The 19,145-nt window shown below is 37.8% G+C and carries 21 protein-coding genes; 8 read left to right on the top strand and 13 right to left on the bottom strand.

The genetic code is table 11. The annotated features are described in order from the left end of the window. Window positions 1–9: 9 nt before the first annotated feature. Both ESZ50_RS00675 and ESZ50_RS00670 read left to right on the top strand, forming a co-directional pair. Window positions 10–522 (top strand): SRPBCC family protein, encoded by a 513-nt coding sequence (locus tag ESZ50_RS00675; protein ID WP_148621667.1) that lies wholly within the window; start codon window positions 10–12, stop codon window positions 520–522. Between the two features lie 34 nt (window positions 523–556). Continuing rightward, entirely contained in the window at window positions 557–1,087 is a 531-nt protein-coding gene (locus ESZ50_RS00670; RefSeq protein WP_148621666.1) for a MerR family transcriptional regulator, read from the top strand. An 80-nt stretch (window positions 1,088–1,167) separates the two neighbouring features. Here ESZ50_RS00670 and ESZ50_RS00665 read toward each other — a convergent pair whose 3' ends face one another. Beyond that, the gene (locus tag ESZ50_RS00665; RefSeq protein WP_281282871.1) at window positions 1,168–2,037 is read right to left on the bottom strand and encodes an IS3 family transposase; all 870 of its coding nucleotides are present in this window, start codon (window positions 2,035–2,037) and stop codon (window positions 1,168–1,170) included. A gap of 11 nt (window positions 2,038–2,048) precedes the next feature. Continuing rightward, a complete protein-coding gene (locus ESZ50_RS00660) occupies window positions 2,049–2,522 on the bottom strand; it encodes a hypothetical protein (protein ID WP_148621664.1) in 474 nt (157 codons plus the stop codon). Window positions 2,523–2,700: 178 nt separating this feature from the next. Between ESZ50_RS00660 and ESZ50_RS00655 the strand changes: the two genes are divergently transcribed. Further along, window positions 2,701–4,056, top strand: a complete 1,356-nt coding sequence (locus ESZ50_RS00655) for an AbiH family protein (protein WP_148621663.1) — start codon at window positions 2,701–2,703, stop codon at window positions 4,054–4,056. A 421-nt stretch (window positions 4,057–4,477) separates the two neighbouring features. Here the strand turns inward: ESZ50_RS00655 and ESZ50_RS00650 are convergent, their stop codons facing one another. The 11 genes from ESZ50_RS00650 to ESZ50_RS00600 form a co-directional block, all read right to left on the bottom strand. Continuing rightward, window positions 4,478–4,849 (bottom strand): hypothetical protein, encoded by a 372-nt coding sequence (locus ESZ50_RS00650; RefSeq protein ID WP_148621662.1) that lies wholly within the window; start codon window positions 4,847–4,849, stop codon window positions 4,478–4,480. A gap of 62 nt (window positions 4,850–4,911) precedes the next feature. Further along, complete coding sequence (locus tag ESZ50_RS00645; RefSeq protein WP_148621661.1) at window positions 4,912–5,106, bottom strand: hypothetical protein; 195 nt, start codon at window positions 5,104–5,106, stop codon at window positions 4,912–4,914. Beyond that, on the bottom strand, window positions 5,099–5,395 hold the full coding sequence (locus ESZ50_RS00640) for a hypothetical protein (RefSeq protein WP_148621660.1): 297 nt from the start codon (window positions 5,393–5,395) through the stop codon (window positions 5,099–5,101). Before ESZ50_RS00640 ends, ESZ50_RS00645 begins: the two co-directional genes overlap by 8 nt. Before the next feature lie 317 nt (window positions 5,396–5,712). Then, the gene (locus ESZ50_RS00635) at window positions 5,713–6,177 is read right to left on the bottom strand and encodes a hypothetical protein (protein WP_148621659.1); all 465 of its coding nucleotides are present in this window, start codon (window positions 6,175–6,177) and stop codon (window positions 5,713–5,715) included. A gap of 370 nt (window positions 6,178–6,547) precedes the next feature. Further along, window positions 6,548–8,134, bottom strand: a complete 1,587-nt coding sequence (locus ESZ50_RS00630) for a DUF4942 domain-containing protein (RefSeq protein ID WP_148621658.1) — start codon at window positions 8,132–8,134, stop codon at window positions 6,548–6,550. A gap of 355 nt (window positions 8,135–8,489) precedes the next feature. Then, the gene (locus tag ESZ50_RS00625; protein ID WP_148621657.1) at window positions 8,490–8,717 is read right to left on the bottom strand and encodes a hypothetical protein; all 228 of its coding nucleotides are present in this window, start codon (window positions 8,715–8,717) and stop codon (window positions 8,490–8,492) included. A gap of 24 nt (window positions 8,718–8,741) precedes the next feature. Beyond that, window positions 8,742–8,921 carry a hypothetical protein gene (locus ESZ50_RS00620; protein ID WP_148621656.1) on the bottom strand — a complete coding sequence of 60 codons (180 nt, stop codon included), beginning with the start codon at window positions 8,919–8,921 and terminating at the stop codon, window positions 8,742–8,744. A gap of 305 nt (window positions 8,922–9,226) precedes the next feature. Beyond that, window positions 9,227–9,439, bottom strand: a complete 213-nt coding sequence (locus tag ESZ50_RS00615) for a hypothetical protein (RefSeq protein ID WP_148621655.1) — start codon at window positions 9,437–9,439, stop codon at window positions 9,227–9,229. Then, the gene (locus tag ESZ50_RS00610; protein WP_148621696.1) at window positions 9,432–9,863 is read right to left on the bottom strand and encodes a hypothetical protein; all 432 of its coding nucleotides are present in this window, start codon (window positions 9,861–9,863) and stop codon (window positions 9,432–9,434) included. Before ESZ50_RS00610 ends, ESZ50_RS00615 begins: the two co-directional genes overlap by 8 nt. 2 nt (window positions 9,864–9,865) lie before the next feature. Further along, entirely contained in the window at window positions 9,866–10,225 is a 360-nt protein-coding gene (locus ESZ50_RS00605) for a hypothetical protein (RefSeq protein WP_148621654.1), read from the bottom strand. A gap of 14 nt (window positions 10,226–10,239) precedes the next feature. Further along, a complete protein-coding gene (locus ESZ50_RS00600; protein ID WP_148621653.1) occupies window positions 10,240–10,515 on the bottom strand; it encodes a hypothetical protein in 276 nt (91 codons plus the stop codon). A 415-nt stretch (window positions 10,516–10,930) separates the two neighbouring features. Here ESZ50_RS00600 and ESZ50_RS00595 point away from each other — a divergent pair, with 415 nt between their 5' ends. The 5 genes from ESZ50_RS00595 to ESZ50_RS00575 are packed head-to-tail and all read left to right on the top strand — an operon-like array spanning window position 10,931 to window position 19,141. Further along, window positions 10,931–11,203, top strand: coding sequence for a hypothetical protein (locus ESZ50_RS00595; protein WP_148621652.1), 273 nt, complete (start codon window positions 10,931–10,933; stop codon window positions 11,201–11,203). Next, entirely contained in the window at window positions 11,193–13,544 is a 2,352-nt protein-coding gene (locus ESZ50_RS00590; protein WP_187387488.1) for a toprim domain-containing protein, read from the top strand. The genes ESZ50_RS00595 and ESZ50_RS00590 overlap by 11 nt, the downstream gene beginning before the upstream one ends. A 1-nt stretch (window position 13,545) precedes the next feature. After that, the gene (locus ESZ50_RS00585; protein ID WP_148621650.1) at window positions 13,546–14,091 is read left to right on the top strand and encodes a hypothetical protein; all 546 of its coding nucleotides are present in this window, start codon (window positions 13,546–13,548) and stop codon (window positions 14,089–14,091) included. Between the two features lie 3 nt (window positions 14,092–14,094). After that, window positions 14,095–15,990 (top strand): AAA family ATPase, encoded by a 1,896-nt coding sequence (locus ESZ50_RS00580; RefSeq protein WP_148621649.1) that lies wholly within the window; start codon window positions 14,095–14,097, stop codon window positions 15,988–15,990. Continuing rightward, window positions 15,983–19,141, top strand: a complete 3,159-nt coding sequence (locus tag ESZ50_RS00575) for a type IV secretory system conjugative DNA transfer family protein (RefSeq protein WP_148621648.1) — start codon at window positions 15,983–15,985, stop codon at window positions 19,139–19,141. The genes ESZ50_RS00580 and ESZ50_RS00575 overlap by 8 nt, the downstream gene beginning before the upstream one ends. The last annotated feature ends 4 nt before the right edge of the window (window positions 19,142–19,145 follow it).

Raw genomic sequence — 19,145 nt, 5'->3', positions numbered from 1 at the left:
GAATTAATTATGTTACATGAAATTAACTGGCCATCAAAGTACCTACCTGGAACAACTGATAATTTTGTCTCAAATGAAGTTATTGCTAGCGGCGTTACCATCGATGAAATTTGGAAAAACCTTGTTGATTCAAGCCAATGGGAAAGTTACTATGATAATGCGGCAAATATCGTTATTAACCACAGTGATCAAAAACTACTCAGTCATGGAGTAAACTTTCATTTTGATACCTTTGGATTCCCTATCGATGCTCAAGTTATGGAGCTTGTGGAGCCGATAGATGGCATTGCCCGAATCGCATGGCATGGTTGGCAAGATGGTGATGCAGATACTGCCTTGGATGTATACCACGCATTCTTAATTGAACAATTACCAGCAAATCGAGTACGTTTGTTGACACAAGAATCACAGATTGGTAAGCCAGCCGCAGATATGGCAAACGAATTACCCAATCCAATGTTAAATGGTCATCAAGCTTGGTTAGATGGTCTCGTTAAAAAGGCAAAATCTGACGTAAAGTAAGTTACAAAATTTCTACTGAACGGGGTATATAAAAATGAATGAAACATATTATTCAATCGGACAAGTTGCGCGTAAACTAGGTGTTAGTGTTGAAACATTACGTTACTATGACAAAGAAGGTCTACTGCCTTTTGTTGGCCGCGATGAAGCCGGTAGAAGAAGGTTTTCATCTAATGATATGCACCTATTGCGAATGATAATGTATTTGAAACTATCAGGACTTTCAGTCGCAAAAATTTCAGAGTTTGTAAATCTTCGGCAAAATGACGGTGATAGTTCACTCAAGGAACGTTTTGATATTTTGCTGACACAAGAAAATGAACTAGAGGAAAAATTAGAAGAAATTAAAATTACTCTAGCATACATGAAATTCAAAAAATGGTATTTCATGACATCGATCGAAGCTGGGACTGAATCGATACACTTAATTGAAGGTAGCGACCAAATTAAAGATGACAGTATCTTAGAAGAAGAATATATTGCCTACCTAAAAAACAAGGGAGATAAAGCAGGTTTAGAAGAGTTCATGCCTCTGTCTCAAGTCACAGTTGTTGATAATGACTGATTAAAATCGAATCTAGTAGTTTCAAAGTAAGCACTTATTCATTTGAATAGGTGCTTTTATTGACTGAAAGGCAATGCGAATTACGTTTGAATGTTTCTTTTTTTGTATTCAATAGGTGAATATCCATTTAGTCTAATTTGAACGCGATTGTTGTTATAATAATGAATCCATTTTTCTATGTCATTTATTAACTCGTTAGAGTTAGAATATTCCTTTAGACTTTTAAGCTCTACTTTTAGTTTATTGAAGAAGCTTTCGATACAAGCGTTATCCAGGCATGTAGCTCGTTTTGACATACTTATGAAAATCTTATTCTGTTTGAGAATTCTTTGCCAATTATTATGTCGATATTGCCAACCTTGGTCAGTATGCACTGTCGTTCGATATTCTAATTTTGGTATTAAATCATGTATTTTTTTTAAGGGACTCAGGGCAAAGTTTAAATCTGGCCTTTCCGAGGTGATCGAGTAAGATAAAATCTCATTGTTGTAAAGATCCATAATAGGTTCTAAATACACCTTTTCATTTGTCATTGGTACTCTGAATTCAGTCATATCTGAAACCAATTTTTGCCATGGACGATCAGTTTTAAAACGTCTCTTTAACCTGTTTTTCATTCGGCGACCTTCCGGTCCCTTAGAAGAATCATATTTACGTTTTCTTTTTGAGTAACCAAGTCCTTTAATGTTCAAATACACCATCAACCTTTGAACTTTTTTATGATTAACATTTAGACAATATTGATTTCTTAGAATTAAATGTATTCTGCGAACACCTAGATGATTATCCTGGCTCCAAATATATTTAATAAGCTGTTTTAAATCATTATCTGGATCCGCTTGTTTAAATTTTCTTTTCCAATAAAAGTATGTTTGTGACTTAATAGGAAGATACTTTAATAATTCACCAAGCTTAAAATGAGCCTCAAGCTGAAAAATAACTTTAGCAATTTGTTTGTTACTTAGTCCCTCGAGGCGATCAATTTTAAAGCTGCAGTCATTATAGCAAGTCGACGATTTTCGTCTTCTAATTCTTGAACTTTATTTTCAAGCTTCTCAATTTTTTTCATCTGTGTATTTTTATTTTGAGTCTTTTTGTACATCTTTTTAGGTTTCCAGCCATCAGCCCCGTGCTTTAAGTATGCTTCTTTCCAACGTTTAATGTTATTAAAGCCAGTGTAGCCAAAATATTCGGCCACTTCAAACTCATTGGCATCATTTTCAATTGTCCATTCAGTAACTCGAATTTTAAAATCAATGGTTACCTTTGGAGGACATAATAACCCAACTTCTCCATAACCTCGATATACAGCAAGATACTTTTTTAGCAGATTTACACTCATAGTATTTCTTTTTGCGATATCATAAAGAGACGAGTTTTTAGCAAGAGCTTCATGAACAGCGGCGATTTTTTCTTGACTAGAATGTTTGTGCATAATAAAAACCTCAAAAATCATAGATTTCACTATAACTTTTGGGGTACACGTCAGAGAGATTGTGAAAAGGCTGAAATTAGTTTGTGATCGTGCGAAAATTTAGACCAAGCTATCAACGCCGGTAAATCAACAACTGTCTATAACCATGATTATGTAAACAAACATTGGTATAGAGAAAATGAAGAATGAAGAAGAAACGAAAATTGATGCGGTAGAGCAATTAATAATTCTCGGTAATGGATTCGACCTTGCGGCGGGGCTTCCAAGCTCGTATAAAGAATTCTTAGGTACGAAATTAAGCCGAATGGATTTTGATGGATTTCCTGAAATAAAAAGTACCGTTCAGCTCAGAAACGACTTGCAAAAGCGAGAGGATCAACTCAAAAAAAATTCAATAGGCCAAATATATTTTGATACAGTAGCAAGCATCATAGATGTAGAATATATGAAACTTCCGGCAAATGCTGTTGATTTTGTGCCGCTATCACAGCAAATATTCTATAGAATTCCAGAATTAGAAGATGGAATAAAAGTCATAGAATATTTAATGGGAAACGATTGGTCAGTATGGGAAGTGCTGCTTCTCTATAACTCAAATTTTAGTAATTTTAACATGGACTTCAATTGGCAAGATATTGAGTCGTTAATTTATAGAGTAATAAATTCTGTCAGAGATAGCGATTTTGAAGCAAACTTATATATTAGAGTGACTAGCATTTTTACAAATGGTTTCGAAAAATCAAAAGATGGTTTTGTTTCACGTGATGATTTTTTCTCTAGAGAAGCATTTATAATGTTTATTTGTTTATTTGATAAATATAGTGTCTATGGGGACGAGAAAGTTCCAACTAAAAACAATGAAAATTATTTCATACGTATATTGGCAGGAGAATTAACAAAGTTTGAAAATTCATTCAAATTCTTTTTAATAGAAAATCAAGAAGTTGAAATGTATAAAAAAAATAGTTCTGAAATCCTAACGTTGTTAACTGGAAAAAAGAACGCAAGCTTCAATTTATTGAATTTCAACTATACTCAACCTGAATTAAATTTATCTAATATCGAAAATGATGGCGCGACAATATTTGCAAAAAATATACATGGAATAGCAAAGAAGCAAGGTGAAATAATATTTGGAATAGATAATGCAAATATTGATGCCGACTTATCAATGATCGAATATAGTTTAACAAAATCATATAGAACTATGAGAAATAGACAAAATCCACAGCCGACCCTTTATAACAAAGGAATTAAGCAAATAAAATTTTACGGTCATTCATTTGGTGAGGCAGATTATGGTTATTTTTTTCAAATATTCAATGATGTTGGATTATTGAATATGGATATTAAACTTGAATTTTATTATTCGATCTATGAGGGGAGCTCTGCCGAACGTATTCTTATGTCACAAAAATTAAGCGTGGCAAAGTTACTTGAAACTTATGCAACGAGTGTCCAAGGCGACTTGATTGGGAAAACTATTTTAACTCAACTTAATAATGAAGATAAGCTAGAATTGATTGAAATTTAAAAAGGAACTCATGCATTTAATGTATGAGTTTTTTTGATCAGGAAGCCGCGAAAATTAACATGAATACTCCAATGACTGATAGCGGAAGAACGATTAAGCCAGATTCTTTATTGAACAGCAATTTTAAATAAATTCCAAGTATCAGACCAACAAGGTAAAAAAATGAACGTAGCAGAAATGAAAACCCCTGAAAAATTAATCCAGCAATAAAGAAAATTAGTAGCATAGTATCGATCCTTTCATTTTAGTTGAGACAGCGATATGTAACCCACATTGCTGCGGGCCTCACGATTTTTAGTTAGGAGTGTATTGATTCTTAAGAGGGGATTCAAGAATAGGGTATTATGCACCAGGCATGTGCAAATTTTATGTGAGGGCGATCTTTAAGGCGGCCACGTTCCAGATTTGTTGACTTGACTGATTATCCTTGAGGGAGAAGGTGTCCATTTCGTCGCGATTCTGCTTCTGCAAGTATGACGTGCTTACGCAGAAAATGATTCACAGGTTTGAAACTAACCAACTGTTGATCAGAATCAGAATCCAGATATTCAACATCGGTAATTTCAACTATGATTCCATGAGCCAATAAAGGATTATTAGCATTACCAGGATAGAAATGATTATCTAAAGCATCATAGTTCATGTATCTGTTAGCCTCACGGTTAAAAGGATTCAGAATCATAACATCTCCAACGGCGTATTCAGCTGTCGATAAGACAAGAGCACGACGCTGTAAATTTAAGATTGGTAAATACTGGTTTGTTGCAATAGATTCGAGATGAATAGTTTCCATTATGTGATCCTCCGTTTGATTTATTATTATGTATCCGGTCATTTAAAGAACCGGCAAAGCACTTATCTGATAACGATTTTCTTACCTTGCTTACGCAAATGGCGTACATATAAATCCCGTCCAATTATGATAAACAAGTATTTTAACAAGTAGGCTGCAACCGCAATCAAAACGAATAAAACAACGAAAATTAATAGGAATAGAAAGACTCCATCCTGGCCAGTTTGCTGCAAGGTCTCAAGATAATTATTAATCATTAATATTCGCCTCCATTGTGGTCTGCTCCCAGTTTTTTAGAACTGTGTGCATTAGTGTATACAAGTTTGAAAGGATTTTCGCTTCAGACATTTTTTTGAAAAATGTGGTACCTATGACCCTGAGCAAATAATAATACTGCTCTTCAGCGCTAGCATCATCGCTGGTACGAAAGATAAAACTTACGCCAATATATTTAGAACCGGTGATCTGGAATAACACCGCTGATTCTTCGTGTGAAACTTTGAGAATGAAATCATGACTAGGTGTTTCTACATTCACAGTCACCATAATTGATCAACTCCTATCTAATTTGGATTAGGCTGAAAAACCTTCCTGACGGTCCTTTTTAACTCCTTTAATATTTATTTCATTTTGACAGGAATGCAGTAACCAAATCAGGGATAAATAACAAGGGCGGCTTTGCCGTGCATTTACCCTTGTTATTTATCTTAGTTGTACTTGGGGCGAATGCCCTTAGTACAACTGATTGGGTTATTGTGTGGATGGCAAAAGGAAATGTTAAAGGAAGAAAAGGCGGCAGGTAAATTGGTTCGATCCCCGCTGGCGGGGTCTGGGGTGGGTAGGGCAAAGCCCTACAGTTTCTTTTAATGACCAAAATACGCATTTTGTAGCCTCTGTTTAGCAATCTCATCAAGTGAATATGGCTCTTCCCAGTTAGTAGATCTCACACCATTGGCATCTAAATATGCGTATGTTCGTTCTAAATATTTCTTTTTAGAAATTGCATAAACTTCGTATTTACCAATCGCAATCACGGCATTTCTATATGTACCAATTACCGTGATATTTTCATAGTTTGTTTGTTCATAACCCCAAGCATTTACGCTATATGCTTCTGGCTCATCCAATAGTTTGATGCTATCGTACAAAGCTTTTGCTGTGTCATAGCTGTCTTCAAGCTCTTTGATGAACTCGGTGGCATCCGAGTTGTTACCGACTAGGCGATATTCTTTCAAAAGTTCAAAGGTATTGATAATCTGTGCTTTTGATTCACCGTTAAAAATTCTAATGAAATATGATGCTTCAGTATTATGTAGTTTAGTTACCATGATCAAACCCTCCTAAAGGTCAAAAAATAAATTATTGAGTAGTAGATTTCACTGCCTGGTGGAATTTACAAGGATTGGAGGCATATGGATGTAGTAAAACAAGGGTCGGTACGACCGAAGGCTTGCCCTTGTTTTACGATCCGCTCTTGGTGTGCTTTGCACACTTAGTGCGGCACCATGTGCCATAATGACGAAGGAAATGGAACAGGGCAGTGATAGGTACTAAATGATGATATTTTTGAAACCTTTGGGTTATGGTTTTGTTTGAACCCCGCTTGCGGGGACTGGGGCAGGTTGAACAATTAAAAAAGACCAGCCATTTCGTGGCTAGCCTTTTAGTAAATATTCCCTATCAATGAACAAATCTGAACTAATTCAATGACAGTATTTTATTTGTATCAACAATATAGTTATCGTTATTGCTATAAACCTTGTTATAACTTGCTTCGCCTTCGAATGCATCAATAACATCTTTCTCAGTTTGGCTCATATCATTATAGGCAGCTTTTCCATAAGTAGGGGGAAGCCATGCCTTTTTTTGTCCGGCATATATGTTGAATCGCTTTAGTAATTCCAAATCCTTAAATGTAATGTGAGCCGTGCCCTTCTTGTAAAAGGTGATATAGAAAAATTCTGTTTCAATATTTCTTGATTGTTCAATTGCTTCAGCTTCTTTCAAAGCTTCAGATAAGTCAGTGCTAATCTGCTTGTTACCATTGAAATACCTTAGAACCTTCTCAATGTCTCGCAACTCATAAATGATTGTACTGAAGGAAATATTATTCAGGAAGTTCCAAGGGCTATCAATAGGTATGACTACTTTTTTATTAATGTACCATGCTTTATTTGTAGACCAACCGTTAAAGTAGTGAACGTTACTTGAATAATCTGCATATGAGAACTGATGAGATAATTTATCAAACAATTTTATAATAGTATCCTCTAGGCTAGCAGTCATGTTCTTACTTAGATCTAGTTGCAAACTGTAAATATTAAACAATGTGAAGTCATACTCTGCAAATTCAGAAATTCGACCTCGAAGGTCTGAGAGTAGGTTTGTAGTTAAGTCGCCAGTGAATTTACTATTGTCAAATAGTGCACTCCAGTATTTATAACGAACTAATTTCAGATAATCATTAACTGAAACATTCTCAGAAGAATAGTTGCCAATTACATTAGTTTGCAGATATAAGATAGTATCATTCTTCCTATCCTCGTCAAATGAGCGTAAAAGGAACGGTTTCATTGCCTTAAATTCGTTTATTAGCTTTACGCCAAGCTCTGTTTCTAAGTTATATTGGTGTACGATTTCCCGTAACATATCACTATTGGCCAATTGAAAGGTTTCTTCTTGGTCAATCTCTTGCATTTTGTCAGCTTTTTCAAGTTCGGATTTAAAATATGAAGGTTGCTGAACTTCCTTTACATTTATTCTAAGTAGAGCAACATCTACATTTGTTGAACGTTCCGCATTCGAAAAACTCTCGGTTAGATATTCGATTGAATAATCAGTTCTCTCATCTAACGTTCTTAACAATTGTTGGCGAATATTGCTAAATGGATTTCTGATAGTATCAGCATTCAACAAGGCGATTATTTGGCCACCATTTTTTTGCATATCTAATGCTTTTAATAAATGCTTATCTCCATTGGAGAAAGGGGGATTCATGATGATTAAATCATATTTCTTAAAAGTCTTGAGAGTCAAAAAGTCATTATGTATGACCCTAATATTTTGGCTTTTGAGGATTGCAACAAGGTTCTCATCAATTTCAACCGTATCAATATCTAATGTACGATTTGAATACACTGTTTTAGTTCTTTCGGCTAAAGCAGTGGCAATATCCCCTTTACCCGCAGAAGGTTCTAAAACTGAACCAATAGTATTTAAGTCCAAGTCCTTTAGCATTTTACCAATTACATTTTGTGGTGTAGGGTAGAATTCATTTTCAAACATTTCAAACCTCTCTGACGGTCAATTTGCCGTATATGTTAGCGTTCTTCAACGCCTAGTGAAATTTACGAGGACTGACGACCTGGCGATGTAGTAAAGCAAGGGTCGGCTTGCCGACGGAGCTTGCCCTTGCTTTACGATTCGGTCTTAGTGGGGCTTAGCCACACTTAGAGCGACACGCCATGTCAAAATGACGAAGGAAATGTAACGGTGCGTTGAATCTAGTGATATATGGCAATATTGACTGGCATAGGGTTATAGTTCGATCCCCGCTTGCGGGGTCTGGGGCTGGTTCACAAACGAAAAAGACCAATCATTTTTACGATTGGTCTTTTCGTTTGTTCCAATTAGTCGCTGATTAAAGTACACTGCCAATTAGATATCGGTGTTCAAGTATCGCGTCTTCAATTGTCATGGCACCAAGTTTTACTTGCTCGTCCCAATATTCATCGTCAGGGTCTTCTACATAGCCGGCTGAACCATAGACATAACCATTGTAGCCTCCATTTATAAATAGATACGCTGTTGCTTTGTCAGTTACCCACTCAATTAAAAAATCAAACAAACTTTGTTCTTTTTTAGTCATAATTTTACCCTTCTGAATTAATCTTTAATGCTCTTCGATACTATCAATTTCAAAATCCGAATTGGTGGAGTCAAAGTCTAGAGAATAGACAGCATCACTATCGACTAGATTTTGTATTTCTTTTTTAGCCTCTTCAAGACTGCCGGCTTTTAAATCAACAACTGCAACTACTGTTTGTGAAACGAATGCTTGGTATCTTGCCATAATTCAGACTCCTCTTGACGGTCAATTTGCCGTATATGTTAGCGTTCTTCAACGCCTAGTGAAATTTACAAGGATTGACGACCTGGTGATGTAGTAAAGCAAGGGTCGGCTTGCCGACGGAGCTTGCCCTTGCTTTACGATTCGGTCTTGGTGGGGCGCAGCCGCACTTAGAGCGACACGCCATGTCAAAATGACGAAGGAAATGTAACGGTGCGTTGAATCTAGTGATATATGGCAATATTGACTGGCATAGGGTTATAATTCGATCCCCGCTGGCGGGGGCTGGGGCTGGTTAGGGCAGAGCCCTAGACATCAATATCTTGTAACCTCTCTGTTTTGCCAGTATCTAAGTCTCTGGTCTGAACTTGCATATTCGTGCGTTCAAATTTTTCAGTAAAATAATCTTCCTTTTCCAAAAAATCTTTTGCAAATTCTTTTGTACTCATACCGTCGGGAATTTCTACCTCGGTCGTAAATTCCCAAGAGTCTACATATTGAATTTGTACTTTTCTAGTCATTATCTTCCTCCTTCATTTTGTAGAGTACGCCATTTTTAAGAATGTTATTAAACAGGCCAAGAATGTCCTTATCAAGCATTTTTGCTTTTTTGTCTTGCTCAAATTTATCAGCTGTAACTGACATAGCTTGATATTGTTGTGCTGTTAAACCTTTTGGCTTAATACCTAAATCAAGTAAAAGTAATGCTTGAAAGAAAAGGCGGGGGCTTTCTTTTTGCAGACTGCTAAGAGTAGAGAACAGCACGTCAACTAATTTGACACTGGCTTGGGCTTCCATTAGTTCTTCAAATTGTTTCCCTAGCATTTCCTTATAATGCTTAGCGGGAACTTGTGTCTCATTATATGCGTAAGTCATATCTGCAATGGCCTGTGGCATTTGAGTTACGGATAATTTAGAAAATTCATCATAATAACTTCTTGTCACTTTTACCACCATTCCCCATATAACAATGTTTCGTTTTTGTTCAAATCGTCCACGATAGGTTTTAATTCTTCCAGAGTGCGTGCTAATTCAGCGAAATAATATTGGTCGTATTCAGTTGAGCCGAAGAAAAATCCACTGGCAGTTGGTAAAATATCAGATGCTAATTCCGGTTTGCTCATGACCTTTTGAATATCTTCTAAAAGGTTAGTAAGTTCATTTTTTGAAAGACGGTATTCAATTTGTTCTTCCCTATCTTCATTAGCTCTATTTGCTATCCATTCACGAATTTGATTAGCTTTGCGCCAGTAGAAAACCATACGTTCTTGCTTGGTTGTCGTTGAAAGATACATATCTAGTCCCATTATTTAATCTCCTCTTATCTTGTGTACTTTAAGGCAATAGTTAAAATATCCGTTACATTGAACAGATTTACAAACTTATTTTGGTAGGAATACCAATAGGTAACTTCATGAATTTTATGTGTTAGCCGGTTGGCATCATCCACATGCCACAGTGAGATAGTAAGTTTCCCGTGCCTATCAGGGTTCTCATCAGCTAATAAAGCTAATCGGCCGGGCAGGTACATAGGTTCTTTCCCTTGTGCTTCAACAAAACGTAAAGCACGGTCAAACAAAGGTTCTTTCTTTTTCATGAAAAAACTCCTAACTAAAAAATATAGATTTGTCACACAAAAACCTTTCGGACGGCTGTCGCCTGTTACAGCTGTTTTTTTGTCGTCGTGACATAGAATTAATTGCAGTTGGCAGCCGAGATACAAGGGCGGCTTGCCGTTCATTTACCCTTGTATCTTGGCTAGAGTGGTTTACAAGCTTGCTTGTTAGCCACTCTGCCAGATGCTATAAATTTGGTGGCACAGAGACAAAATAGCTGTGACTGGAGGCAGAACGTACGTAGTAAATTTGACCCCGCTTGCGGGGACTGGGGCCGGTTGGATAATTAAAAATCGAATATTAAAGAATCAGTCTTTTATTTTGGCGCAATAAATTTTTGGTTCTTTTTTTTTGTGTATTCTATGTTCGTAATCAAACAAATATAGGAGAAATACTATGGCAACAGTAAATGCAAAGAACAAATTAAAGAAGAAATTGGAACAATTGAACGTCGCTCAAGAAAAAGTCAATGAACTTGCCGAGATCACAAAGCAGGCTAAGGATGAGTACCTAATTGAGTTGATGGGAATCCTTCAAACTAACTTGGAAACTGATGATCTTGATGAAATCGAACGTTTTGTTAGAAGTGTACGTCCATTACCAAAGTCACAAGATCAAGCTAGTCACATGGAGAGTGGTGCAGGAATGGAGGTTAACCATGGCAATTAATCGTGAAGCGATGAAAGCTATTCCAATTAAGGCCTATTTGGACCACAAAGCTATTGGATACGAGCCACATGGCCGCAATACGATTCATTTAACAGAAAAAAACGGTCATGGATTAGTTGTAAATCTTGAAAAGAATACCTTCCAGTGGTACTCAAGCCCTGCTGGAGATGTTTATGGTGACTTAGGTGATTTTATTGAGAACTGGTTTGAAATGGATAAAAAGTCTGCTTGGAAAGAATGGGCTGCCTTCAGTCGAGCTTATGGGTCAATGGATGAAAGTACAAAAGCTGATTACACGGCCCCAGTTTCTAAGAAGGAAGATTTTGATTTTGGACGCTGGCGTACTGCAAAGACCACTACAAACACTGAAGACTACCTGATAAATGTCCGTGGCTTTCATCCAAAGTTTGTTGAACCTTTACTGAAGAGTGGGGTTATCAAACAAGGTACACCACGAAAAGACAAAGAGACTGGTGAATGGATGAAACCAGCAATTTTATTTCCGTGGATCAATGAAGACTCGAAAGTTGTTGGTCTAGATGTCCAGGGGACGGACGTTGACTTTGAAAAGTTTGGTAAACGTGGAACTGAAAAGCGAATTGGCTACTCTTCCGATACAAATTATGGCTTCAATCTGAAATTTGGTAACGGCACGGATAACCTAATTGTTTTTGAAGCGCCAATAGATGCGCTTTCCTATACGCAACAAAATCTAGGAACGTTACGTCACGAGAATACAACGGTGTTGTCATTATCAGGGCTTAATACAAATAAGGTATTAAACCAACTTAATATCATGACCCAAGCAAGAAATAATTCATTACCTGAAAAGTTGATCATTGCCACTGATAATGACCTGGCAGGAATGAACTTTGCCAATGAGATTTATACCGGCTACAGCTGGCATGAACATATGGAAGTAGTTCGACAAATACCAGTCGAGGGCAAGGATTGGAATGATCAGCTAAAAGCTGGAGTTAAAGGTATTGAGCAGTTCTCACTTGAAGAGAATAAAAAGCGTTATGACACCTTGTATAAGCTTCGAGACCTTGATAGTTCATTCATACCTAGTAGAGGCGATAACGTGGTCGGAGCTAGAGCAAAACAAAAGCCCCTTAAGGATGTTAATAGTGTTGGTTCGAGTTCAGCAACTAATAAGACCACAACTAACAAGGAAGATCGTGCGCTGGAAAACCGTACCAGGAATGTAGCTATCATTTCGAATGCGATGAAAAATGTCCAAGCGAGTCAAAAGGATAGTGCGAAAGTCCGTGAGTTGCTTGATTTTGTAGCACAGGGTCAAAAATTCTCACCTAGTAATAGTTGGGCCATTTATGGTCAGCGACCCAATGCAACGATCGTTATGGGATACGAACAGTTCCAAAATGAAGGTATCCAAGTGCTGCACGAGCAAGCCAAAGGAAAAGGTATCAAAACATTTGGCGCGCCCAAAAATATAAAGACAATCGTTACTCCTGATGGTGAGATTGTGAGATGGAATCAAGCAACTGAGCAGCAACGTAAAGATGCGAATGCCGGTATTTTAAATACCAAGGAAAGTAAGTTTTATCCGATTCAGAACGTATTTGATATTTCGCAAACAAATGCGACAACTGAGGATCTAAAGAGGCTTTTACCTCAACGCCCAATTGATTTACATATTGATAATTCACCACAGCACTTGGCAAATGCCTATGGCGTGTTGAAACAATATGTCGAGAAGCAAGGTTATCGAGTTGTTGATAACGATGCTCAAGCAAATACGTTCTTAGATAACAACGCTAGTCACAGTCCAAATGAAGTTTATGGTGGGGCTTTCAGTCACAAGGGTGCAATTTATACAGATAGTAAACATCCTGAGAATAATACGATTATTCTTCGCCCCGATATGTCTAACCTCGATAAGGTACAGACACTCGCCTATGAGGTAGGTAAGGTCTCGCTATATCAAAATTCAAATGATGCAGCAGTTGATAAAGATAGCCATTTACGGGAAGCAAAAGCTAATTTGACAAGTTATGTCGTGCTTAAAAACCTAGGACTTGATCCAGAAGAATTGTCGCAAGTGAACTCAAATGGATCCGCTGAAGGTCAAGAGGGTAAAAAAGGCAGTTTGACAGATGCATTTATGAATTTAGCCGATTCGGATAAGAGCGCAGAACTCATGGAGGTAACGCATGCAGGATCCGAGGTGACGCGTTTTTTATCAGACAGGCTGGCAAACGGAGAAGTAATCCACTACGAGGCGTTAAGCAGCAAGACAGTTAAGAGTAACAATGCAACTAAATTACAAGAACAAGTTATTCAAGATCAATCACAGGAAGCCGTAAGGACTAGATAAGATGAAAAAAACAATTATTGGAATGCTGTTAGATGTTGCCTATGGCAGAGGTTATTACGTTCTATCAGTACAGATTTCAAAAGAGGATTCAGTAACTTTGGTTGTGAATGGGGAAGAGTATTCAATCATCTTCCCAGCTGGAGCCCCATTATTGCGAGAGATTTACGAATTTGAAATACAAATTATTGAAGACAAGCCAGTTGTAACGTCTGTTTTCCCGATGAATGCAGAAGTCATTGCAGCTGAAGATATACCAGATTTTGAAGCAATTAGGAATTTAGAAGTTAGAGGGAGAAAAGCTATGGATTTCAAGAGTTTACAAGAAGCACATGACAAGGAATTGAAAACCATTGAAGGTGATAATGCATTGCAAGATGAATTGGAAGCGATGGTAAAAACCGAAACAGAGTGGCGAAAGTCCAGTATTAATAATCGGTTGAGTGCGGTTGGTGTAGAACAGCTTTTTAGTGACTCAGATGTTGATACTATTACTAATTCAGACAAACCAACATTGTCGGAGTTAGCACGCCGTAGCCGTGGGGAATAAGCGATGGCAGAAGATAACTATATTGAAAGGTTTACAACTAACTTTTCTAAGCTGGTCGCACAAGATCCAGGTAAATATGGAGCCTTTGAGCGTGAGAGTGAATTAAGACAAATCATTCGTACTTTGAATCAGGCCCGTAAGAATAGTGTTGCTATTGTCGGAGAAGCCGGTGTAGGTAAGACAGCTTTAATCGAGGAATTGGCCAAAAAGATTGAATTTGAGCCGGATGATTTACCTGAAAACCTGAGAGCGAAAACCATTTTAGGACTCGAATTATCAGCACTAATGGAATATCAGGATGGAGCAACTTTTGCGTCAAATCTTTATAACTTAGTGGATCATGTGAAAGCTGATAAGAGCATTATTTTATTCATTGATGAAATGCACGAATTAATTGGTACTGGATCAGATGGTAATTCAAGTATGGACGCTGCCAATATCTTGAAACCAGCAATTGGTCGCGGTGAAATCCAAGTGATTGGTGCTACTACTCTGGAAGAGTATCACGAATACATTGAATCAGATAAAGCAATCAGACGTCGATTTAGCCGTGTGCATTTGGATGAGCTAACGACTCAGCAAACTCTTGCGGTCCTAAATAACATCAAAGCTGATTTTGAAAAGCGAACGGGTGTTAATGTTCCTGAAGGTAAAGGGTTGCTAGAGGCAGTCGTATCATTCTCAGATCGTTTTATTACCACTGAATATTTCCCTGATAAGGCAGTTACATTACTTGATAGTGCACTTTCAGAGGCTAAATTAAATGAGCATTCATTATTGGAATTTGATGATATCGCTGAAATTATCCATGAACAATACTTTGTCCCTCTTGCGGTCTTGAATGAAACTGACAATAGTCGTTTATACAATTTGCTAGAACGTATGCAGGGTGACGTAATTGGCCAAGATGAGGCTTTAAAGAAAATTACTAATGGTATTCGCGTACGGGCGGCCGGTCTTGGCGATATGTCTAAACCCTTATCGTTTCTGTTAGCTGGTACGCCTGGTGTTGGAAAGACGGAAACTGCAAAATCATTGGCTAGGCATTTTTTTGGTGGTGAGGATCAAATTATCAGATTTGATATGTCTGAGTTCAAGTTTGCTAAAGCGTCGATGGAGCTTTTCATTGAACGTGCAGCTGAAGCAGTTAAATATCATCCATACTCTGTTCTTTTGCTAGATGAGATAGAAAAAGCAGATCCCATGATTTGGGACTTGCTGTTACAGATATTAGATGATGGGCGGCTAACTGATCGCTACGGTCAATTAATCAACTTCAAAGACCTGATTGTCATTATGACCACGAATATCGGCCACAAGCTAATTCTTGATCGTGACGAACGAAGCGAAGAATACAAACGTGATGAAGCAAGCAAGAATACTTTTAGTCAAGACTTTGAAAGTGCATTACGAGGAGCTGGTATGCGACAAGAATTGATCTCTCGTATTGGTTCAGTCGTTGTGTACAGCCCACTTAGTGATTTAGATGTGCTTCAAATTATTGATCTAAAGATGGCAAAGCTATCAGCTCAAGCAGCAAAACAAAACTATCAAATTATTTACAAACAGGATCAAATTGAAAAATTGATTCCAACTTTTGCCGAGAATTATGAAGAAATTGGAGATGAAACAACGGGTTCTTTTCCACTATCAGATTATTTACTTGAACGTGGTTATAAGCGTAATCAAGGAGTTCGACCGTTAGATGATGTGATCTTGGACCATGTCGAAGCATTGGTGGCTGAAGGGATTTTGGAAGAGCGTCGAACTGGAATCTCTAAAGGTCATTCATTTGTGTTTAGGACTTGGGGAAATCCACCCGATGATACACACCCTCGTGGACGTTGGGACACAGTTGTGACTCAATTTGAAATCGAGGAGGTGGCCTCAGATGTTTAATCGAAGGAGATACGAACGCGAGCGTGGTTTTGAACAGAAAAGTCAGATCCGCTTACGTGGAAAACTTTGGTATCAAGTATTCATATTCTTTTTGTATGTCGCTGTTGGACTTTTATTAGCACTCTTAGTTGGTACATTTGCAAGAGTGCTTTGGTATGTTTTAGCAAATGGTTTGGGTAATTTGATATTTAACCCGCTTGGTTATTATATTGATCCGGCGTTTAGCTTGGATTACCTGAAACGGTATTTTATGTTTTCGATATCTGGCGGGACCTTCCAGGATAGGTCATGGATCACATGGATATTGATGGGAATCACTTTCCTATTGATCTTACGACTAGCATTCAAAAACTCTTATGACTGGCTTCAAAAGTTCAGTGATCGAACTACTAATCAAAATCGGTGGGCAGAATTGAAGGAAATTGATGCAGTTTATAAGTTAATTCCGGATAGAAATAAATATTATAAGGGCCAAGCTGGAGAACCAATTGTTCACATTTCTGGTTACTCTTTACAATTTTTGTCGATTCACCCACTTTTGTGGGTAATCCAGTTTCTCAAGCTGCCATTTGGGCTGAATATGCAGATATTTCCCTTATACTACCGGTTCATTAGAAAGATACTGTTAAAGACACCAATTGGAAGCAAGTTGTTTCAAGGGCAAGAGAATGTCAAAGGTGGTTTTTCTGGTTTTTATTGGATTGATACAACACCCACGCATACTAGTATTACCGCTCCGACCCGAATTGGTAAGGATCAACGAATTGGATATCCGACGATTGATGTAATAAGGCGCGCAGAAATCCAGCCAAATATTATTGATACTGATGCAAAGAATGAAGATGGAAAAATGGCGTTCATTCCATTGTTGGAAGCTGGATATGATGTGAGTTTCATTAATATTATGGATCCCTATTGGTCAGAACTTTGGAATCCTTTGCAAGTAGCGCTCAATTACGCCATTGATGGTGAAATGGACAAAGCAATAGATGAATCAAACGTTATCGTACAGATTATTGGAAGTGCTGGAAATACCGATCAATTTGGAGGAGATGATCAATGGGATAAATCGGCCGAAGATACACAACTAGCAATTATTCTTGTTCTACTCTGGTTGGCAATTGATCATAATGATCCAACCTTTGCAACTCCTGCTAGTGTGCCACAATTTATTAACTCATTGGGCCAATTTAGTGATCCAAAGGATAAAAACAAGGATGGCTTATCAGAATACTTTAAAATGCTCAGTCAACTTGACCCAAAGCCACCGATAATTGACCAAGCGATTCTGAAAGCAGCATCGTACCTTCAGTCAACTGGTGATACGAGAACTTCAGTTATGTTCACACTGCAACGACATTCTAGTCTGTTTGCCAGTCAAACTGTAGCAAAGCTTACTTCACGGTCAACCATTCAAATATCAGATTATGGTTTCCCAAGAATGTTAAAGATAATGCTGCCAGTGGCTTATGCCGGTCTGACAGCTTACGTCGAATTATATGACCTATTGAGTGATGATCCTAAAAAATTTGTGGAACAAGATTCCATGAAGGTTAGTAGCACAGGTGTGATCCATTATCCTTTTAAAAAATACTTCTCTGAACAGTGGGAAATTCGTGTTCACTTTAAGAGCAATGACAATCCGCATCATCTGAGAAATGACTGGGTTCGTCTGCAAGGTGAAAAACGGCAGAAGCATTCAATCGGAGGTAAACCATTATTTGATAAGTATTCTGGAAAACCTGTATTAAAAATTGTACCAGGGGCTTTGAAATTCGAGTTGTTTGAAAACGGACGTGCAAAGTATGACCTTCGTTATTCTGAAAAGCCAAAGGCAACCTTTATTGTGGCTCCGCAGAATAATGATAATTACTCTGCACTAGCATCGCTGTTTATTGGCCAAGTTTTTTCGGTCAATACAGAAATTGCGTCACAGATTACTCGTAGGAAGATGGATCGTTGGATTATTTTCAAATTGAATGAGTTCTCGATGTGGCCAAAAATTCCAGGCTTTTCAAATTTCCTTACCCGCGGACTTACTTATGGGCATATTGTGAATCTTTATTTACAAGATGATGTGCAGATAAGTAAACACTATTCAGATATTGAAAGTAAAGAAATTAAAAGTAACATGTTGACTCAGTATTACCTCCAGACCAAGGATTCAGGAACTAAGGAAGAGGTATCAAAGAGATTAGGAAATATCGAAGTACAGAAGGAATTGGTTAACTCACAAATGGGTGAGCAACAACAAGATCGAGGTAATCGTGTGGTTTCAATTGACAGCGTGCCCCTCATGCCAGAGAAAAACATCGAAGAAATGCTAGAAGGTGAGGCAATTGTTTTCAGAACAGCAAAGCGTTCTAACCGCCATTGGAAGCCTGTGCGTGCGTTACCGATCTTTGATACGGAAGGAACGGCGATGCCTAATTCGCGTGACTTAATTGGTAAGTCATACAGATTAGACTATTTCACAACAAAGTTACCAATCAAGAATCACATCAAGAACTTTACTTATGATGATTTGTTCCAGGACTTCAGTAGATATTTCTATGAGCTTCAAGAACGTCTCTCTCTTAATGCTCGTGTTGGAGATGACTTAGGCACTATGTTGAAAGATGCTACCGACCTTAAGGCAGTCATTGATGAGGCTTATGGCCGTGATCATGTGCAATTGTCGGAGAAGCAGGTTAGTGATGAAGATTATCGAACAAAGTGGCGTGAACAATTTACTGCCAACTTGGATGAGCCATTTATACCTGAAGATCAAATGAGTAATCTGTCAGTCGTAATGGAAATTGAAGAACTCATTAACGGTATTCTTTCAACAAAGCACTACCTTAGTCGAACGGTTCCTCAGACTAATGCCTTACAACTATCAGAACGCGGTGAACTCTTCGCGACGATGCCACAGTTAAATACAAACCGAAAGTTGCTCGATTTGTTGGATCGAAATATGGATTCGATGTTTGAACTTCAGAAGCGATTAGATGGTCGAACGCATACACCATCAGCATCACAGGATGCTGATGATGAGGCGGAAGATTCAGAGAATGCTGAAGTAAGCAAGGATACCGATACTACCGGTATGTCTGATGATGAATTAAGACGTTTAGAAGAGGCTCAAGGTCTGTACGATGAAGAAAATTAGAAAG

It is taken from the genome of Weissella muntiaci (assembly GCF_008107635.1).
Taxonomy (GTDB): domain Bacteria; phylum Bacillota; class Bacilli; order Lactobacillales; family Lactobacillaceae; genus Weissella; species Weissella muntiaci.
Note: the sequence above shows the minus strand (reverse complement) of the source record. Positions and strands in the feature narration are given on the sequence as shown.

Bases quoted from the DNA above. Each gene is read 5' to 3' on its own strand.
- ESZ50_RS00605 (WP_148621654.1), bottom strand. From the start codon at position 10,225: ATGGGACTAGATATGTATCTTTCAACGACAACCAAGCAAGAACGTATG.
- ESZ50_RS00640 (WP_148621660.1), bottom strand. From the start codon at position 5,395: ATGGTGACTGTGAATGTAGAAACACCTAGTCATGATTTCATTCTCAAA.
- ESZ50_RS00650 (WP_148621662.1), bottom strand. From the start codon at position 4,849: ATGGAAACTATTCATCTCGAATCTATTGCAACAAACCAGTATTTACCA.
- ESZ50_RS00585 (WP_148621650.1), top strand. From the start codon at position 13,546: ATGAAAAAAACAATTATTGGAATGCTGTTAGATGTTGCCTATGGCAGA.
- ESZ50_RS00620 (WP_148621656.1), bottom strand. From the start codon at position 8,921: ATGGCAAGATACCAAGCATTCGTTTCACAAACAGTAGTTGCAGTTGTT.
- ESZ50_RS00630 (WP_148621658.1), bottom strand. From the start codon at position 8,134: ATGTTTGAAAATGAATTCTACCCTACACCACAAAATGTAATTGGTAAA.
- ESZ50_RS00660 (WP_148621664.1), bottom strand. From the start codon at position 2,522: ATGCACAAACATTCTAGTCAAGAAAAAATCGCCGCTGTTCATGAAGCT.
- ESZ50_RS00625 (WP_148621657.1), bottom strand. From the start codon at position 8,717: ATGACTAAAAAAGAACAAAGTTTGTTTGATTTTTTAATTGAGTGGGTA.
- ESZ50_RS00645 (WP_148621661.1), bottom strand. From the start codon at position 5,106: ATGATTAATAATTATCTTGAGACCTTGCAGCAAACTGGCCAGGATGGA.
- ESZ50_RS00575 (WP_148621648.1), top strand. From the start codon at position 15,983: ATGTTTAATCGAAGGAGATACGAACGCGAGCGTGGTTTTGAACAGAAA.
- ESZ50_RS00590 (WP_187387488.1), top strand. From the start codon at position 11,193: ATGGCAATTAATCGTGAAGCGATGAAAGCTATTCCAATTAAGGCCTAT.
- ESZ50_RS00655 (WP_148621663.1), top strand. From the start codon at position 2,701: ATGAAGAATGAAGAAGAAACGAAAATTGATGCGGTAGAGCAATTAATA.
- ESZ50_RS00615 (WP_148621655.1), bottom strand. From the start codon at position 9,439: ATGACTAGAAAAGTACAAATTCAATATGTAGACTCTTGGGAATTTACG.
- ESZ50_RS00635 (WP_148621659.1), bottom strand. From the start codon at position 6,177: ATGGTAACTAAACTACATAATACTGAAGCATCATATTTCATTAGAATT.
- ESZ50_RS00600 (WP_148621653.1), bottom strand. From the start codon at position 10,515: ATGAAAAAGAAAGAACCTTTGTTTGACCGTGCTTTACGTTTTGTTGAA.
- ESZ50_RS00670 (WP_148621666.1), top strand. From the start codon at position 557: ATGAATGAAACATATTATTCAATCGGACAAGTTGCGCGTAAACTAGGT.
- ESZ50_RS00595 (WP_148621652.1), top strand. From the start codon at position 10,931: ATGGCAACAGTAAATGCAAAGAACAAATTAAAGAAGAAATTGGAACAA.
- ESZ50_RS00580 (WP_148621649.1), top strand. From the start codon at position 14,095: ATGGCAGAAGATAACTATATTGAAAGGTTTACAACTAACTTTTCTAAG.
- ESZ50_RS00675 (WP_148621667.1), top strand. From the start codon at position 10: ATGTTACATGAAATTAACTGGCCATCAAAGTACCTACCTGGAACAACT.